This window comes from Armatimonas rosea, from assembly GCF_014202505.1.
GTDB lineage: Bacteria > Armatimonadota > Armatimonadia > Armatimonadales > Armatimonadaceae > Armatimonas > Armatimonas rosea.
This window is the reverse complement of the sequence record NZ_JACHGW010000002.1, coordinates 694,593-711,302: the sequence shown is the minus strand read 5'-3', so window position 1 is coordinate 711,302 and position 16,710 is coordinate 694,593. Positions and strand designations below refer to the sequence as shown.

Here is a 16,710-nt window from a genome sequence, read left to right as displayed (position 1 = left end):
CTAAAATAGCCGCCCAGGCATCGGTGGCGTAGGCAACTCCCGCGTCTCTTTCCCTGCCTTCGCCGCTCCAGGTAGCCCGCTCGTCCCCAGTCCCTCAACCAGATTCTGAAGCCGCTGCGAGAGCCTTGTGTAGCGCGGCTGGACATGCTTATTTGTAACGGAGCGCTTCAGCGCCCATTTCGTCCCAATAATCACCGCAAATTTCTTTGCACGTGTCAAAGCAGTGTATACTAAGTTACGTTGGAGCATCATATAGTGCGTATTATGGCAAATAATCACACAAGCAGGGTATTCTGAACCCTGGGAATTATGGCAAATCATGCCACTTCCTGCCACAAACGAGTGAATGCCTTCCACTTCAATATCCACCATATCAACCACTTCGCTCGTCTTTTCGACACGTATCAGTGGGTCAAAGTAGTGGTGCAGGCGTAGCGTCTGGCAAGCACGTGGTGGAGTTGGCAAGCCTTCTTGCTCCAGGTAGGCCAGGCACTCACCCAAGTGCCGATAGCTCATCTGCAGTACTCCGTGACGGACACGGGAGAGGATCGAGCGTAGGCGAGCCACTTCCGGGCAGTTGCGCTTCTTCAAGACGCCCCAGAGCTCTTCCGCCAGCGACACACCAAAGGGAATCGTATCGCGGTTTGTCTTGCCAACCTCTCCCTGGCTTGCCACCAGCTTCTCCAAGCGCTCTTGTTTGTAGCCCAGTCCAAACCCGATACGCTCGGCAAGAACAGGCAGGGAGGGGCCGCTGACCTCAAGCATCACGGCAACAGCGGAGTGGCGACGGTTCGAGACAATTCCTAGCGAGAGCAAGAGCTGCTGCACCCCATCGGCAAGCTCCGGGGATGCTGTGACCAGACGGACGGAGCGATTACTACCGCCCTCCTTGCCTGCACTACCGTCGGTGTCGAAAAGCCCACGGAGAAACGCCGCACGGGATTTTGTCGAGGCGCGGAAGATAATCTCGGGGATATGCTTCGCACTTGCAGAGACGTAGTCCAGCCCCAGCTCCAGAAGCCATGCTCGAAACGCACGCGAGACAACATAGAGGCGAATCGCCCGGCTCCCCTTGGGAGCGTAGCGGCACACACGCAAGCCGTAGCTTGTCAGCGTTTTCTCGTAAGCTTCCTGAATCTCTGTGTCCATGCTGGTCAGATCAACCGTTCCGTCTTTCTGATCGCGGTACGAACCGTCGCCAACAATCAGGCCAAGTAGATACGCCAGCTCTGCGTCCATCTGAGACGGCACCCGGGGAAGTTCGGCATTTGGTCGCCCCACGAGCGGAACGACTTCGGGGAGCTCTGGCTCTTTAGCACTCTCCCAGACCGTGCGGTCTAACGCCAGAGTATCGCCGACTCCTAGCTCGCCCGCAGTCCGCCAGAGAGCAGCGCTTTCGCCACTTGGAATCGCCCAGAGCGGGTGCTCCGGTGAGACTCGAAGCGTCTGCCCGGAGCGCGTTTTCAGGACGACAATGGGCCGCTCGCCTGTCTCGAAACGTGCTACCACGGGTCGCTTTTGGCCGAAGCCCGTCTGCACCAGATCACCCGCTTGAATGTCGCGTATCGGGATCAGGCCACGCTGCGTTCGGATGCGCTCATCGGGATGCAGGCACTTATGCGTCGTGAGACTGAAGGCATGATTTAACTCATCTGTTTCGGCAAATTCGTACTCAACAGGACCTTCGGGATAGTCCACAATGAGCATTTGATCTTCGGTATTGATCGTCTCAATGTGCCCGACATCGCCGTTGAAGACATTCTTATCGTAGTTGTTGCGCCGCTGCATCACCCGGTCGCCCTCGCGCAGGATCATGCCGCCGCGTGGGTGCTCTTTTTTCTCCGCATGGGGCGGGTTGATGATCTTCTGCAGCTCCTCGTTGAGGTTGCGCACCCCGACCATACCGCGCTGCATCGGGGAGAGGACCGTGATCTCGTCGGCCTTGAAGCCTAGGTTCGGCAGGCTCTTGGCGACAATTCCCTTGATCTTTTGCAGCAGCTCCTCGGTCTCGTCCACCTCGATAAAGACACAGTCCGCGCCGTTTTTCGCCTCGCTAGGCGGCAGGAGCTCGGGGACTTTCCCCTTGTTGATCGCGTGGGCATTGGTGATGATCTTGCTCGCCGCCGCCTGCCGGAAGACCTGAGTCAGTCGCGCCACGGGGACCCGCCCAGACTGGATCAGATCGTTGAGCACATTGCCCGGCCCGACACTGGGGAGCTGGTCGACATCGCCCACAAAGATAATCTGGGCACCGTCGGGGATGGCGCGGATCGTGTTGTGGGTGAGCATCAGGTCCAGCATCGACGACTCATCGATCACCAGCACATCGAGCTCCAGCGGCTCGCCCGGCCCGTGCTTGAAGCCCTTCTTCTCCGGGTCGAAGACCAGCAAACGGTGGATCGTCTTCGCCTCCCGCCCCGAGACCTCCGCCGCCCGCTTCGCCGCACGCCCCGTCGGTGCCGCGATCTGAATCCGCCGCCCCAGCTTCTCCAGCGCCTGGACAATAAAGTTCGTGGTGAAAGTCTTGCCGCAACCAGGGCCACCAGTGAGCACCAAGACGCTCTCACTTAAAGCCCGGCGGACGGCCATGTCTTGCTCCTCGGAGAGCTTTTCGTGGCCGGGGAGGCTCTCGAGGATCTTGTCGATCTCGGCGGGCTTGGGGCGGTTGCGCCACGGGGAGTTGAGGAGCTGGTGAATCCTGTCCGCGACCGCTTTCTCCGTGGTGTGGAAACTGGGGGTGTAGATCGCGGTCTCTTCGTGACCCATCAGCTCGATGGTCTCCGCTACTAACAAACCGCGCTGGATCAGGTCGGCGAGAACCGGCTCTAGCTTCTGCCCAAGCTGGGCTTTCTCGTGGGCTTGGTCGTGCTCGGGGAGATCGTCGGCGGACTTGATGTAGAGGTTCTCGGCGGCCTTCTCGATCAGCTCGCGCTGGGGCAGGTAGCAGTGGCCCCCGCTCTCCATCTCGTTGTTGAGGATATAGACCATCCCCGCCTCCAAGCGACGGGGCGCGTCGTAGGTGATCCCGAGGTTGAGCGCGATCTTGTCGGCGCTGCGAAAGCCGATTCCCCAGATATCCGTGGCGAGCTGGTAGGGGTTCTGCTCCACCTGCTCGATAGCCCGCTCTTTGTAGTACTTGTAGATCTTGACCGCGTAGGTGGGCGTGATCCCGTGGCCGATCAGAAACTCCATGATGGCGGCGATCTCTTTTTGGGCGATAAAGCCCGCCTGGATCATCAGCGCCTTCTTCTCCCCGATCCCCTTGACTTCCTGGAGCTTGTCCGGGTGGTGCTCAATCACCTCCAGGGTCTTGACCCCGAACTTCTTGACCATCCACTGCGCCGCCTTGGGCCCGATCCCCTTGATCATCCCCGAGCCAAGGTACTTCTCAATCGCGGCAGCGGTGGCGGGGCGCATGACTTCGTAGCGGACGGCCTTGAACTGCTTGCCGTGCTGGGGGTGCTTGTCCCACCAGCCAAAGATACGCAGGCTCTCGCCCACTACCGGGTTGGAGAAGTTGCCCAGCACCGGAATCACATCGGCCTTGACTTTATCGCGAGCATCGGCGGGCAGGACCTTGAGCACCGCGTAGCCATTCTCTTCGTTGTGGTAGGTCACACGCTCGATCGTGCACTCCAGCACTTCGTTGGGGCGGTAGCTCTCCGCTTCTTCTCGGGTTCGGGGGGTAAATGCCATCGCAGCTATTATACTTCCCCCTCAGCCCCTGAGCCGGAAAGCGGTAGAATAGTTCAAGGAGTGTTTGCCAATGTGCCGGAAGAACGAGTCTTCCGGCTTAAGAGGGCGACGGCTACCTGCGTAGCCAGCCGAATCTATTGCCCGCGGAGGCGGGCGTCGTCCTCTTAAGCCGGAGGTTTCAACCTCCGGAAATCAAGGAGTGTTTGCCATGCCCTCGCCGTTTCCCGGAATGGACCCGTTTTTGGAGGCCCCTGAGCTTTGGCCCGCGTTCCACAACGCCTTTATCTACTGCCTCAACGCGGCTATCAACCAGCAGCTCCCACCGGGATTTGCCTCGCGTCTGGAGGAGCGCCTCGTGGTGGAAGAAGGCATTCGTCACGTTGTCGCTGATGTCTCCGTAGGGCAGAGTGGCCCACCGTCGAGCGGCGTGACCATTGCCGAGTCTCCCGCAAAACTCGCGATGGAGTGGGCCATTGAGGAGAGTGAGCCCTTTCGAGAGACCTTTATCGAGATACAGACCCGCGAAGGCTCCCAGCGGCGTGTGGTCGCGGTGGTCGAGCTGCTCAGCTATGCCAACAAGCTTCCTGGTAAGGGCCGCGATGAGTATCTTGGCAAACAGAAAAATCTCCTCTCCAGCGAGATTCACCTGCTGGAAATAGACTTGCTTCGAGCCGGGCCGCACACCCTTGCGGTCTCGGAAGCCAGCCTCAAAGAGCGCTTTGGACGCTACGACTACGCCGCCAGCCTGCACCGCGCCCGCGACGGACGGCGCTTCCAGATGGTCGCCTGGCAGCTCCCCCACGAGCTTCCAGGCGTTCTCATCCCCCTCGAAGACCCGCACCCCGACCTCGTGATAGACCTCCAGCCTCTCCTGCCCCGTGCCTACGACGAAGGCCGCTTCTCTGAGCTGGTAGACTACTCCCGGCTCCCTGAACCCGGTGTAGACAAGGAAACAAGGGCATGGCTCACAGAACGTCTCCCGTGAGTTTCGGACGGTGGCTCAAGGCGCTGGAAGCGGCTCGTGATTGAAGCGATAAAATGGTGAAAGGAGTGTTTGCTATGCCCTCGCCGTTTCCTGGAATGGACCCCTATTTGGAGCGTCGGAGTCTCTGGCCAGACGTTCACAATGCTTTTCTCTTTTGTCTGCGTGCGGAGATTAACCGCAAGCTTCCCCAAGGCTTTTCCGCTCGGATGGAAGAACGCCTGGTTGTCGAAGAAGGTATTCGCCACTTCGAGGCAGATGTTGCCATTGGGCATGGTGGGCCTCCTTCAGAGGGAGCAACTCTCGCTGAAATACCCTCCAAGTTTATGGACTGGATCGAGGATGGGGTTCCCGTACGCCAGCTCTTCATCGAGATTCACTCCCACAACACACCGGAGCGGCGTGTGCTTACCGTGATCGAGCTACTTAGCCACTCCAATAAATCCGCAGGCCGAGGGCGCGACGAGTACCTTGCCAAACAAAAAACGCTTCTGGAGAGCGAGGTACATTTGCTGGAGATTGACTTGCTACGCGCAGGCGAGTACACACTGGCCGCGTCTCAGAGTGGCCTCAGGGCACGGTTTGGTGCTTTCGACTACGCGGCGAGCCTACACCGAGGCGGCTATGGACAGCGCTTTCAGGCCGTGGCCTGGACGATCCAAGAGAGACTTCCGACTGTTCTCGTGCCACTCGACGAGACCCATCCCGACCTGGAAATCGACCTCCAGCCTGTCTTCGAGCGCACCTACGATGAGTGTGGCTTCGAGCGCATGGTGGACTACACACAGCCTTTGCCCTCCTAAGCGCTTGCCGACTCTTTGGGGCGCTTGGTAAAATGTTCCATGGAGACGGTACACGACAAACGCATTGTAAGTGCCGAGATCGAGCTGGCACTGGGACGCTACACCTCCAGTGGGGAGCAGGTCGCTGCCCCCCGTGAGGTTCTCTTCGATCGCTTGGGCTTCCGCCGCGACGGTAGCCGTGTCTACCTGGACCGGGGAGCGCGTGAGGATGTCTTTCCCGAGTTCGCCTTCCCCGAGTGCGCCTCCGTGGTCGAGCTGATCGCCCGCATCCAGCACCTGCGCTGGTCGGAGCTCTCGGGGCGCCTCCACGATGCGGGCAGCGAGTACTTTATCGACTGTGTGGCCACACTAGGGATCGGTCATCTGCCGGGCCAGCCACGTACCGCGCTCGGTATCCACGAGAACTACCTCACGTTTCTCTCCCCCGAGCGCCTCACCCATGCCCTCGCCCCCTTCTTTGCCACCCGTGCTCTGCTCGCGGGAGGCGGCGGCCTCGACCCGGACACGCCCTTTCGTGAGGGACAGCCCGCCTTTCTCCTCTCGCCCCGTAGCCTCGTCACCACCCAGCTCCTGGCGGCGGAGTCGCTCGGGCGACGGCCCTATGTGAAGAACAGCCAGGAGCACCACTGTGGAAAGTCCGAGCCCGAGAGCCTGCTTCGACGCTTCCAGGTAATCGGGGGCGACCCTCTGCTCACCGAGGTCGGGATGCTGCTCCAGTTCGGGGCGACCCTGGCGATGATCCGTCTCACCGAGAGCCATCCCCTCCCCGAGCCCCTGCGCCGCTACGATCCCCGCCACTTTATCACCGACCTCGACAGCACCAACCGCCTCTTTGCGGCCCACAAGCTGGTGGGGCTGGAGCAGGGCTACAGTGCGCTGGAGTGCCAGTTTCTCTGCCTGGAGGCCTGCGAGGAGAGGCAGGAGACCCTCTTTAGGCACAGCGAGGACCGCCTGATCCTGCGGTACTGGCGCCGGGTGCTGGAGGCCCTGCGCACCGAGGGCTGGGAGGGAGTCTCGGGGCTCACCGACTACGGCACCAAGTTCCGGCTCCTCACCGATTTCTTCGAGGAGGCACAGATCCCCACCACCCACGATGGTGCCATGCATCTTTTCTCGGTCCTGCTCGCGCTCTCCCGGCTGGGGGGGAGAGAAGAAGAGTCCCTCGCGGGGGCCTTCTCTCCCCAGGCAGACGACTCCGCGCTCGATGTGGTCTGGATCGCGCCACAGCAGGGCCGTGAGCCCCTCAAGCCCCCCACCAACACGCGCGCCGCAGCCCGTGCACAGCTCCTACACAGCACCCAAGTCTCCGCATCGTTCAGCGAGCTAGAGGGGCTCTCGTCGGGGCTCTTTCTCAACTGGGATGGCCTCTACCAGAAGGCGAGCAACCTTATCTCTCCTCTGGTCGTCTTTCCCGACCCACGGGAGTGCTACACCGCCGAACTAAAGAGCTTTCTGTCGGGAACCTGGGAGTCGCTGAACCGCTTGGTGCAACCGAGCCGTCTACAGCGTACTTGAAGGCGGGGCAGGGGCCTCCATATCGGCGAGCTGCATGTCCAGAGCCCGCCCGGAGAGCTGAATCTCGTGCAGGGAGATGGTCAAGGAGAGGCTGAGGGCGACCAGGCTCGCGCCGAAGAACCAGGCACCAGCGCGAAGCCAGTTTTCAAAGAGGCAGAACATCGCCACGACGCACAGCAAGATCGCGCTCACCCCCAGGGTCTGCATGCGGCGGATCAGACGCACCCGGTAGCGGAGGTTCTCGATCTGGGGCGGGATCTTCGGGTCGTGGGTATCCCCCCAGCGCTCGTAGAGGCTGCGGGTGAGCGCGGCCAGCGCCAGAAACCGATTGGTGTAGGCCAGCAAGATCAGCGAGACCGCGGGAAAGAGCAGCGCGGGAGTCGTGAGGGAGATATCCATCTCTTAGCGAGCGGTGAGCAGGCGCGGGACATCGGCGGCGGCGAGGGGTTTTCCAAAGAGGTAGCCCTGGATAATGTCGCAGCCCATCTGGGTGAGCTTCTCAAACTGCGCCTGGGTCTCCACGCCCTCCGCCACGACCTTCATCCCCAGGGTCCGCGAGATGTCCACCATCGCCCGCACGACAGCCTCATCGGCGGTGCTCTCACAGATATGGGTCACGAAGCTCTTGTCGATCTTGATACGATCCACCGGGAGCTTGGCGAGACGCCCAAAGTTCGTGTAGCCCATCCCGAAGTCGTCCACCGAGAGCTGGAGCCCCATGTCCTTGATCTTATAGAGCACATCCTTGACCTTGGCCTCGTCCTGTTGCAAGAGGTCGCTCTCCGTGATCTCCAGATCCATCTGTTCCGGGTTCGCATTTGACTCCACGAGCAGCTCTTTGATCTGGTCGATCAGGTTTTTCTGCCCAAGCTGACGGCCCGAGAGATTGACCGAGACCCCTAGACCCGCGACCACGTGCTGCCAGCGAGCGGCCTGACCAAACGCCTCACGCATCACCCACTGCCCCAGCGGGACGATCAAGCCCGAGTCCTCGGCCATGGGGATAAACGTGTCCGGGGGAATCAGGCCCAGCTGCTGGTGGTTCCAGCGTGCCAGGGCCTCGAAGCCGACCAGCTTGACCGTGGTTGGATCCGAACGGTCCTCCAGGCCAACCTGCGGCTGGTAGTGCAGGAGCATCTCGCCGCGATCCACCGCCTGTGCCAGCCGCGACTCCAGAGCGAGGCGCTCAATCCCACTGAGGGTCATGCCATCGCGCCAGAGGGTGACATTGCCGCGGCTCGCCTTCTTGGCACGGTACATCGCGGTCTCGGCACGCTCCAGGAGGGTGCGGGGATCGGTGCCATGATACGGAGCTAGGACAATCCCGATACTGGTCGTGAGCCAGGCATCCTCGCCCCGAATCGAGAAGGGGGTCTGGATGGCATTGAGAACTTTCTGCGCCACGGAGCCCGCATCGCCCTCATTGGCGACGCCGGGTAGGAGCGCCACAAAGGTATCCCCCTCCAGGCGCCCGATAATGTCCTCGGCGCGCAGGGCGGCTCCCAGCCGCCGGGCGATAATCCGCAGTGCCTGATCGCCGCCATCGGTGCCCAGTGCCTGGTTGACCACCTTGAAGCCATCCAGGTTCAGCACCAGGACACCAAACGCCCCGTAGGCCCCCGATGTCAGCAGGCGCAGGATCGCCTCCTCGATAGCCTTACGATTGGGCAGGTCGGTGAGGTTATCGCGGTGGGTCTGGCGGCGGATCTCCAGCTCGACTGCCCGGCTCTGGGTGATGTCGCGGGCGGCGCCGTAGGCAGGAGCGCCCTGTGCCCCGGGCGCGAGGCTCCAGTTCAGGTAGTGAAAGTCCCCCGAGGCCCCGAGAAACCGGCACGCGAGGCGCGCGGAGCTCCCGGAGGCCACCTGCGCCAGCGCGGTCGTGACATCGAGCCGGTCTTCGTCGGGGATCAGCTCAAAGAGCTTGCGCCCCGTGAGCGTCTCGGCAGGGTAGCCAAGTGCCTGATGCCAGGCGGGATTGGCGCGGACCAGGGTTCCTGTCGCGGGCTCCAGCAGGCAGAGCATGTCGGCGGCACGGAGAAAAAAGTCATCGGCGGGGTCGGGTGCGGAGGCCGCAGGAGCACTCTCGGGGACTCCCTGTGAGAAGACCACGGCGGGCTGGATGGTGACTGTCACCCCCATGGGAGTGGGAACCATCTCCACAACTTGGCGGCCCTCGTCGGGGAACTCGGCCTCGTAGGTAAAGCGGGTGCGGGTGGTCAGTGCCTGCCGTAGGCCATCGTGGAGGAGCTCCCAGAGCGGCGCGCTACAGACCGAGCGCAAGGTATCGCCCAGCTGCGCACTCTCCGTCGCGCCCTCAAGCGCGGTAAAGCGGAGCTGATGATCCAGTTGAAATCGTCGAGGCAACATAGGCATAATAACCAATTAGCACCAAATTGTACCAGAAACCAGTAATTCCCTTAGTAGTAGATTATCGGCGAGTGCGGAATAACTATTTAGGCAGTTTATGATTGAAGACCGATTGGGTGAGCTTGAGAGGGAGGCGGAGCGCCTCCAGCGAGATGTTGCAGCACTACGCACCCACTTCTCCGAGCGCCAGCAGCTCGACGCGCTCAAGGCAGAGAACCAAGTCCTGCGCCAGGCGATCCTGCGCTACGCCCTCGCCTGTGGTGCGGTCGATCTCCAGATGGCCCTTGTCCGCTCCCGCCACGAGCGAACGGGCGAGAGCGTCGACCAGCTCAAGCTCGCCACCGACGAAGAAGAGGCGGCATCGCGTGGCCTCCGTGAGCTCGCCCAGACCCTCCAGCTCGCCGCCAAAGAGCGCAACGAGGCGACGGTCGCCTAGCCCCGGGGGATAGGGCTCTCCCGCACCAGCTCCAGGCACTTCTCGATCAGGATCTCCCCGGTCTGCTCCCCCAGCGATGTCCGTGAGACATAGTCGTAGCGCGGGAAGCTGTGAAAGTCCACCGGCGTCAGGATATAACCAAAGGCATCGTTGGTGAGCCCAAAGAGCAGGTTATGTGCCCCGCGCATCTTTCGCTTGAGGTAGAAGCCGATATTGGGCAGGGCCTCACCGGGGATGGTCAGGATCTGGGCGTCCCCGACATTCACCAGGTTGATTCGGGACTGGATGGTCTTGTCTTTCCCATGCGGGTAGTGGAGCGGCGAGGCGGAGACCACCTGCCAGAGCTCAGGGGACTGGACAGGAAATGTCACCTGCTTGCTCTGGCAGAGGAGCCCTGGCCGCACTTGCACGGGAGCCTTTCCCACCAGCCGGAGCGCCTCATCGGCCATGGTTGTCCCGATCCGCACGCACTCGTCCCAGGTGCGGGAGTCCTCCCAGTAGCCCTTGAGCGGGTCCTTGGGGCGGTCTAGGTTGCGGTTGTCGGCGGTGACCATGCCGCCTTGGGCTCCGTTCATAAAGAGTGCCATCCCGCCGGCCCGTTCCTCCAGGCGCTCACACAGCGGCCCACACAGATCGGGGCTGAGGATACCGACACTATTGCCCAGCACCTCCGGGTGGATCGCGTAGTTCACCAGGGTCGCCAGGGTCTTGCCCTCGGGAGTTAGCGCCTGGATCACCGATATCCGCCGGTCGTAGAGCTCAGGGGCGTAGTAGTTGTAGGCGATCTTTCCCTGCGCCTCACCCGTGGCAATCTTGAGCAGTGCGGGTCGCGCCGCCGCGACCGCCTCGTTGATCGCCTCCGCAGCGAGGACACAGACCCGCTCTATAAAGGCCAGGTCTCCCGTGTGGCCACCCTGGCCATCGGGGAAGGCGTAGCAGTCTGGAGCGCTGTGGGTGTGGGTCGCGCCAATGAGAATGTTCTGTGGCGCCACCTGCGGGACACGCGCACGCACCCGATCCCCTAGGACACCGGGAAAGCCCAGCAGGTCCAGCCCCACAACGACCACCTTGGTCGCCCCACGCTGGAGATAGAGCGCCCGTGCCATCAGCTCCCCCCGCTTCTCCCGAGTCGGACGGGTCGGCCCCATCCCCCCGGAGACCGGCAAGAGCGGGTTGGGCGTGATGACGCGCTTTGCCACCCCTACCTGGAGTGTGTCGTTTGCTTGCATGGGGCTCACTTCCCTACAAGCCGCTCGGATTCCTTCCCTGCGTCGTTGGTTCGCCCAATGGAATTGGGCGAAATAGGTTACAATAAGGCTCCATGCGCAAGACAGTCCTCTATGGCTTAGGCTCTCTTCTCCTACTCGTCAATGCCTACTTCGGCACCTATGCCTACGTGGTCACCCAGGCGCTCCTCTGGACACAGACGGCGCTCCAGCGTGGGCCGCTGGTGATGCTCTTTGCGCTGGTCTGCATCAACCTCGCCTTTCTGAAGTTTGCCAAGAGATGGGCACTCAACCAGAGAGAGCTCATCACCCTCTACGCCATGCTCTGCGTGGGCACCTGTGCGGCGGGCTATGGCTTTGTGCAGATCCTCATCAACCAGATTCCTGCCCCCTTCTACGAGAACTACGCCACGGGGGGCAGTAAGTTCAAGGACTATATCTGGCCCAATATCCCCACGTGGCTTGTCCCCCGCGACCCCGCCGTGCTCAATGGCTTCTTCCGGGGCAACACCAGCCTCTGGACCCCGGAAAACCTCAAGGGCTGGGCGATCCCCGTGCTCGCCTGGAGCGCGTTTATTATCACGATCTTCTGGACCCTGCTGTGCGCCATGTCTCTGTTTCGCAAGCAGTGGATCGAGGAGGAGCGCCTGACCTTCCCGCTGGTGCTCTTGCCGCTGGAGATCACCGAGAACGGAGGGCGCGCGCCGATCTTTAAGAACCCCCTCTTCTGGGCGGGCGTCGTGGTCGCAGGGCTCTTGGAGAGTGTCAACTACCTCAACTTCCTCTATCCCTCGGTGCCCAGTATCGCCCTCAAGCCGGGGATGGGCTTCAACGAGCTTGGCCCTCTCTTCACCGAGCGCCCCTTTAGCGCGATCGGGCGCTTCACCCTGGCGTTCTATCCGTCGATTATCGGGATCGCCTATCTCCTCTCGCTGGAGGTGAGCTTCTCCTGCTGGGTGATGTACCTGGTGCAGAAAGCGCTGATTATTGGCAGTACCTGGCTCGGGCTCTCGGAGAGCGGCGGGAGCGGCCCGACCAACCGGATGCCCTTTATCAAAGAGCAGGGCCTCGGGGCGTTTGTGGGGATCGCACTCTTCTCGGTGTGGATGGCGCGCAAGCCCTTCAAGAAGGCGCTGGAGTCGCTGGAGAGACGCCTCCCCGACGAGGCCCCCCACGACGAGCTCATGAGCCCCAAGACCGCGCTGGTAGGCGGCGGGGCGGGCCTGCTCTTCTTGACCCTCTTTCTCACGGCGGCGGGGGCGAGCTTCTGGCAGTCGCTGGTCTATGTCGCGCTCTACACCTGCTGCGCCATCACCCTCGCGCGGGTAGTCAGCGAGGCGGGCGCGGGCTGGGCCTGGGCTCCGATGTGGGGCAATGGGCAGTTTGTTGCCGATGTCTTTGGACAGAACCATCTCACCGGCAAAGAGGCGACCGTGCTGATCGGCTACACCAGCTGGATGAACGACATGCGCGACAACCCGATGCCGCACTCCGCCGAGGCGCTGAAGATGGCGCAGGGCGGCGGACTCTCCCCCCGCGCCCTGCTCAAGCCCCTCCTCTTTGCCGCCGTAGTCGGGACAGTCGCGGCGTTCTGGGCGCACCTGGATATCTACTACACCTACGGCGCCGCGACGGCCAAGGTCCGCCCCGCGCTCCAGAACGGGGCCACCGGCCCCGCCCGTCAGACCGTCTCCCTGCTGGTCTCCCCCCTGCTCGCCGATATTCCCGGTTTGCTCGGTGCGGGCTTTGGGATGCTGGTGGCGATCGGCATCTCCCTGATCCGCCAGCGTCTCACGGGCTTCCCCCTGCACCCGCTGGGCTACGCCGTGGGGATGACCAACACGATGGAGTACATGTGGTGCCCGTTCCTGATCGCCTGGGCGCTCAAGACCATCACGCTGCGCTACGCCGGCATCGGGGGCTACCGCAAGCTCCTGCCGTTCTTCCTGGGCCTGATCCTGGGCGACTACGTCATCCCCACCCTCTGGGGAATCTTCGGGATGCTCACGGGCTACCAGATGTACATGGTCTTTCCGCACTAGCCGGGGATTTGCCGGGGGCTGAAAGTCCCCGGCTGAGAACAGGAGCGTCCCGAGGACGCGCAGAAACAAGCGCTCTCCGCGCCCTCGGGGCGCTCCCTCTCCTTGTGCCGGGGATTTCCAATCCCCGCACATCCCCGGCGACTACCCGCCAACACGCACCTTGACCGACGCGCCCTTGAGCCCGGCGGCCTCTATCCGGAGCGTGACCTCGCCCTTGGTGTCGTGCTTGGCGCGAACAATCGCCAGCGCGAGGCCGTGAAACGCGGGGTACTCGGTGGTCTGGAAGCGGCGCGGGTTGGTGGCATCGCCATTTCCCACCGCGGCGAGCTCGGCGGCGCTCCCGGTGAGCGTGAAGCGTAGCAGGTGGTCGGCGGAGGGCACCTGCTGGCCCTTGGCATCGACAATTGTCACCGTGACAAAGCTCAGGTCGCGGCCCTCCGTGAGCTTGGTGCGGTCGGCGGTCAGCTTGAGCTGCACCGCGGGGCCGGTCGTGCGCTGCACCGCCTCCGCCCACGGCTTGCCACCTTTGTAGGCCACTGCCTTGAGCTCGCCCGGCGCGTAGAGAACATCGTCCCAGACCAGCCGGTAGGTCAGGGGCGCGCGTGTCTTCCGCCCCAGCGACTTGCCATTGAGAAAGAGCTCCGCCTCATCGCCGCTGGTGTAGAGATGCACCGGGGTGACTTGCCCCTCGCGGCCCGGCCAGCTCCAGTGCGGGAGCAAGTGTGCCATCGGAAGCTCCGGGCGCCAGCGGGCCTGGTAGAGGTAGAAGCGGTCTTTTTTGAAGCCACACAGGTCCACGATCCCAAAGTAGGAGCTGCGCGACGGGGCATGGTTGCCCAGCTTCTCAAAGAGTGCCATGGCCTTCTCGCGCTCCTTGGGGTCGGAGAAGTTCAGGGCATTGGTGCGGTCGGAGTTAAATGGGGTGGGCTCGCCCAGGTAGTCAAAGCCGGTCCAGACAAACTCCCCGGCGACACTCGGGTTTTTATCCAAGCCCTCCCACTCGATATCGGGCTTCATCGCCCAGCTGGGGGCGTAGAGGTCGTAGGAGCTGACCTGGAAGTTGAAGAAGCCCTTGCTCTTGTCCTTCTCGACCGGGAAGAAGTACTCGCTGTAGCTGCTCACGCACGAGCTAGTCTCGCTGCCAAAGAGCGGCTGGCGGGGGTAGCGCGCCCGAAACGCGGCGTAGAGGTGCGGCTTGTAGTTGTAGCCAAACAGATCGACCGTCTCCGAGAAGCCATTGCTCCCCGCGTTGCCATTGTTGCATCCCGCCGCCACGAGCCGGGTCGGGTCCTCGCGGTGGAAGAGCGCGGTGAGCTCGCGGGAGAGGGCCGCCCCCGCCGCGTTGCCCTGCTCGGGGATCTCGTTGCCGCTGCTCCAGGCGATCACGCAGGGATGGTTCCGATCGCGGTGGACAAAGGCGACAATATCCCGCTCGTGCCAGGCGTCGAAGTCCCGGTGGTAGTCGTTGGGTTTCTTGCCCTGACGCCAGCAGTCAAAGGCCTCGTCGATCACCAGAAAGCCCAGGCGGTCGCAGGCATCGAGCAGCTCGGGGGCGGGCGGGTTGTGGCTGGTGCGGATCGCGTTGCACCCCATCTCCTTCAAGATCTCCAGCTGGCGCTCGATCGCACGCTCATGGACCGCACCGCCGAGGAGCCCGAGATCGTGGTGGTTGCAGACCCCGTTGAGGGTCACACGCTCGCCATTGAGCAAGAAGCCCTTGGCCCCGCTCCACTCGATCTTGCGCACGCCAAATGTCGTGAGCTGTGTGTCCGAGAGCTTACCGTCCACCCAGAGCGTGGTCTTGAGCGTGTAGAGATTCGGGGTCGCGCCGCTCCAGAGCTGCGGTCGCGTGAGCACGACACGGGCCGTGAGCCCCTCAGCCTTGGCGACCACTTTTCCCTTCCAGAGAACCTCGTGGCGAAGCTCGCCCATGCCGCCCTCGACACTCGCCTCAATCGCCACGGTCGCGCGCTCCGCGCTGACCTCGGTGGTGTAGACAAAGACCCCGTTGTGGGCCAGGTGCACGGGCTCGCCGGTCACGAGCCAGACATGGCGGTAGAGGCCGCCGCCGGGGTACCAGCGCGACGAGTCCGGGGGGTTGTCCAGCCGCACGGCGATCAGATTCGTGCCCGAACTCTTCAAGTGGGGCGTGAGCTCCACCCGGAAGCTGGCGTAGCCGTAGGCCCACTCCCCCGCGAGCTTGCCATTGACATAGACCTTGGGGTGGCTCATCGCGCCATCAAAATCGAGGTAGACACGCTTGCCGGCAGGCGGTGCGGGCAGGGTCTTGCGGTACCACCCGATCCCCGCCCAAGGCAGCTTGCCGGTCTCGTTGGGCAGGTCGCCGCGGAACGGCCCCTCGATCCCCCAGTCGTGCGGCAGGTCCAGGGTTCGCCATGCCCCATCCGAGAAGCCTGGTTGCTCCAGTCCCTCGGGCTCGGGCAAGGAGCCTCCCTCGGGCATCAGCCCAAAGCGCGCAAACTTCCACCCACGATCAAAAGACAGACGGTTCATACACGCATTATAGAAGATTCGTCCCCGCTCTGTGTGCGGCACCATTGCAGATAAATAACAATTGTTCTAAACTCTGAAGCAGTTATTAGGGGACAGCACATGATTGAGATTGGCCTAGATTCGTTTGTGGGGACCTCCCTGGATGCCGCAGGGCTGCCCGTCGGTGAGGAGCAGCGCATGCAGCAGCTGCTCGAAGCCGCCGCGCTCGCCGACCAGCAGGGGCTCCATGTCATTGGGATCGGGGAGCACCACCGCCCGGACTACATCGCCTCAAGCCCCGCGGTCGTGCTGGCGGCGATCGCGGCCCAGACCAAGCACCTCCGGCTCACCAGCGCGGTGACCGTGCTCAGCTCCGACGATCCCGTGCGGGTGTTTCAGCAGTTCGCGACTCTCGACCTGATCTCACAGGGCCGGGCGGAGATCATTGTCGGGCGGGGGTCGTTTATCGAGTCCTACCCGCTCTTTGGCTTCGACCTGCGGGACTACGATGCCCTCTTCACGGAGAAGCTCGAGCTCCTCCTCCAGCTCCGAGAGAGTGTCACGGCCCACTGGAGCGGCAAGTTCCGCGCACCCCTCACCGGGCAGGGGGTCTTCCCGCGCCCCGTTCAGACCCAGCTCCCCATCCGCCTTGGGGTCGGGGGGACCCCCGCATCGTTTGTGCGCGCCGGAAACCTGGGCCTGCCTCTCGTGGTGGCGATTATCGGGGGCGAACCCGCGCAGTTCCGGCCCTATGTCGAGCTCTACCGGGAGGCCTGGCGCGCCGCCGGACACGCCGCAGGAAAACCCTCTGTCAGCATCCACACGATTGGCTATGTGGGCGAGACCACCGACGAAGCCGCGGCGACTCTCTACCCGGGCTACGAGGTGGTCTTTGGCCGGATCGGGCGCGAGCGTGGCTGGAACGGCTCGCCCAAGCTCCAGTTCGAGCACTCCCGTGGGCCGAAAGGGGCCTTGATGGTGGGCTCTCCAAAAGATATCGCGGAGAAGATCCTGCGGGTGAACGATGACCTCGGCGGGATCGACCGGGTGACGATCCAGATCGACGGGGCCATGGTCGGGCATGAGAATGTCCTTGGGGCGATCCGGCGCATCGGGGATGATGTCCTACCGCGGGTCAATGGATAGGCAC

At 62.8% G+C, this 16,710-nt stretch carries 11 protein-coding genes; 6 read left to right on the top strand and 5 right to left on the bottom strand.

Annotation, left to right across the window (positions count from 1 at the left end):
• A complete protein-coding gene (gene recD2, locus HNQ39_RS11140) occupies positions 1-3,696 on the bottom strand; it encodes an SF1B family DNA helicase RecD2 (protein ID WP_184195442.1) in 3,696 nt (1,231 codons plus the stop codon).
• A 208-nt stretch (positions 3,697-3,904) separates the two neighbouring features.
• Here recD2 and HNQ39_RS11135 point away from each other — a divergent pair, with 208 nt between their 5' ends.
• From HNQ39_RS11135 to HNQ39_RS11125, 3 genes are read left to right on the top strand one after another with little or no spacing between them, the layout of a single operon-like run.
• Positions 3,905-4,681, top strand: coding sequence for a DUF4058 family protein (locus HNQ39_RS11135; protein ID WP_184195439.1), 777 nt, complete (start codon positions 3,905-3,907; stop codon positions 4,679-4,681).
• A gap of 53 nt (positions 4,682-4,734) precedes the next feature.
• Positions 4,735-5,481, top strand: a complete 747-nt coding sequence (locus HNQ39_RS11130) for a DUF4058 family protein (RefSeq protein ID WP_343075965.1) — start codon at positions 4,735-4,737, stop codon at positions 5,479-5,481.
• Positions 5,482-5,520: 39 nt separating this feature from the next.
• Positions 5,521-6,996, top strand: a complete 1,476-nt coding sequence (locus HNQ39_RS11125; protein ID WP_184195433.1) for a proteasome accessory factor PafA2 family protein — start codon at positions 5,521-5,523, stop codon at positions 6,994-6,996.
• Here the strand turns inward: HNQ39_RS11125 and HNQ39_RS11120 are convergent.
• Together HNQ39_RS11120 and HNQ39_RS11115 are read right to left on the bottom strand one after the other, a co-directional pair.
• Positions 6,982-7,395, bottom strand: a complete 414-nt coding sequence (locus tag HNQ39_RS11120; RefSeq protein WP_184195430.1) for a DUF2721 domain-containing protein — start codon at positions 7,393-7,395, stop codon at positions 6,982-6,984. The genes HNQ39_RS11125 and HNQ39_RS11120 overlap by 15 nt on opposite strands.
• Before the next feature lie 3 nt (positions 7,396-7,398).
• Positions 7,399-9,363 (bottom strand): putative bifunctional diguanylate cyclase/phosphodiesterase, encoded by a 1,965-nt coding sequence (locus tag HNQ39_RS11115; protein WP_184195427.1) that lies wholly within the window; start codon positions 9,361-9,363, stop codon positions 7,399-7,401.
• A 97-nt stretch (positions 9,364-9,460) separates the two neighbouring features.
• Between HNQ39_RS11115 and HNQ39_RS11110 the strand changes: the two genes are divergently transcribed.
• Positions 9,461-9,799: a hypothetical protein gene (locus HNQ39_RS11110; protein ID WP_184195424.1), complete on the top strand. Its 339-nt coding sequence runs from the start codon at positions 9,461-9,463 to the stop codon at positions 9,797-9,799.
• Here HNQ39_RS11110 and HNQ39_RS11105 read toward each other — a convergent pair.
• Positions 9,796-11,028, bottom strand: a complete 1,233-nt coding sequence (locus tag HNQ39_RS11105) for a hypothetical protein (RefSeq protein WP_184195421.1) — start codon at positions 11,026-11,028, stop codon at positions 9,796-9,798. The genes HNQ39_RS11110 and HNQ39_RS11105 overlap by 4 nt on opposite strands.
• A gap of 92 nt (positions 11,029-11,120) precedes the next feature.
• Here HNQ39_RS11105 and HNQ39_RS11100 point away from each other — a divergent pair, with 92 nt between their 5' ends.
• Complete coding sequence (locus HNQ39_RS11100) at positions 11,121-13,067, top strand: DUF6785 family protein (protein WP_184195418.1); 1,947 nt, start codon at positions 11,121-11,123, stop codon at positions 13,065-13,067.
• Between the two features lie 141 nt (positions 13,068-13,208).
• Here HNQ39_RS11100 and HNQ39_RS11095 read toward each other — a convergent pair whose 3' ends face one another.
• Positions 13,209-15,581 (bottom strand): glycoside hydrolase family 2 TIM barrel-domain containing protein, encoded by a 2,373-nt coding sequence (locus tag HNQ39_RS11095; RefSeq protein WP_184195414.1) that lies wholly within the window; start codon positions 15,579-15,581, stop codon positions 13,209-13,211.
• A 99-nt stretch (positions 15,582-15,680) separates the two neighbouring features.
• Between HNQ39_RS11095 and HNQ39_RS11090 the strand changes: the two genes are divergently transcribed.
• Complete coding sequence (locus HNQ39_RS11090; protein ID WP_221289948.1) at positions 15,681-16,706, top strand: Atu2307/SP_0267 family LLM class monooxygenase; 1,026 nt, start codon at positions 15,681-15,683, stop codon at positions 16,704-16,706.
• The last annotated feature ends 4 nt before the right edge of the window (positions 16,707-16,710 follow it).

What these genes read in the sequence shown, in the direction of transcription:
- recD2 (WP_184195442.1), bottom strand. Translation starts at nt 3,696, where the DNA reads ATGGCATTTACCCCCCGAACCCGAGAAGAAGCGGAGAGCTACCGCCCC.
- HNQ39_RS11135 (WP_184195439.1), top strand. Translation starts at nt 3,905, where the DNA reads ATGCCCTCGCCGTTTCCCGGAATGGACCCGTTTTTGGAGGCCCCTGAG.
- HNQ39_RS11130 (WP_343075965.1), top strand. Translation starts at nt 4,735, where the DNA reads ATGGTGAAAGGAGTGTTTGCTATGCCCTCGCCGTTTCCTGGAATGGAC.
- HNQ39_RS11125 (WP_184195433.1), top strand. Translation starts at nt 5,521, where the DNA reads ATGGAGACGGTACACGACAAACGCATTGTAAGTGCCGAGATCGAGCTG.
- HNQ39_RS11120 (WP_184195430.1), bottom strand. Translation starts at nt 7,395, where the DNA reads ATGGATATCTCCCTCACGACTCCCGCGCTGCTCTTTCCCGCGGTCTCG.
- HNQ39_RS11115 (WP_184195427.1), bottom strand. Translation starts at nt 9,363, where the DNA reads ATGTTGCCTCGACGATTTCAACTGGATCATCAGCTCCGCTTTACCGCG.
- HNQ39_RS11110 (WP_184195424.1), top strand. Translation starts at nt 9,461, where the DNA reads ATGATTGAAGACCGATTGGGTGAGCTTGAGAGGGAGGCGGAGCGCCTC.
- HNQ39_RS11105 (WP_184195421.1), bottom strand. Translation starts at nt 11,028, where the DNA reads ATGCAAGCAAACGACACACTCCAGGTAGGGGTGGCAAAGCGCGTCATC.
- HNQ39_RS11100 (WP_184195418.1), top strand. Translation starts at nt 11,121, where the DNA reads ATGCGCAAGACAGTCCTCTATGGCTTAGGCTCTCTTCTCCTACTCGTC.
- HNQ39_RS11095 (WP_184195414.1), bottom strand. Translation starts at nt 15,581, where the DNA reads ATGAACCGTCTGTCTTTTGATCGTGGGTGGAAGTTTGCGCGCTTTGGG.
- HNQ39_RS11090 (WP_221289948.1), top strand. Translation starts at nt 15,681, where the DNA reads ATGATTGAGATTGGCCTAGATTCGTTTGTGGGGACCTCCCTGGATGCC.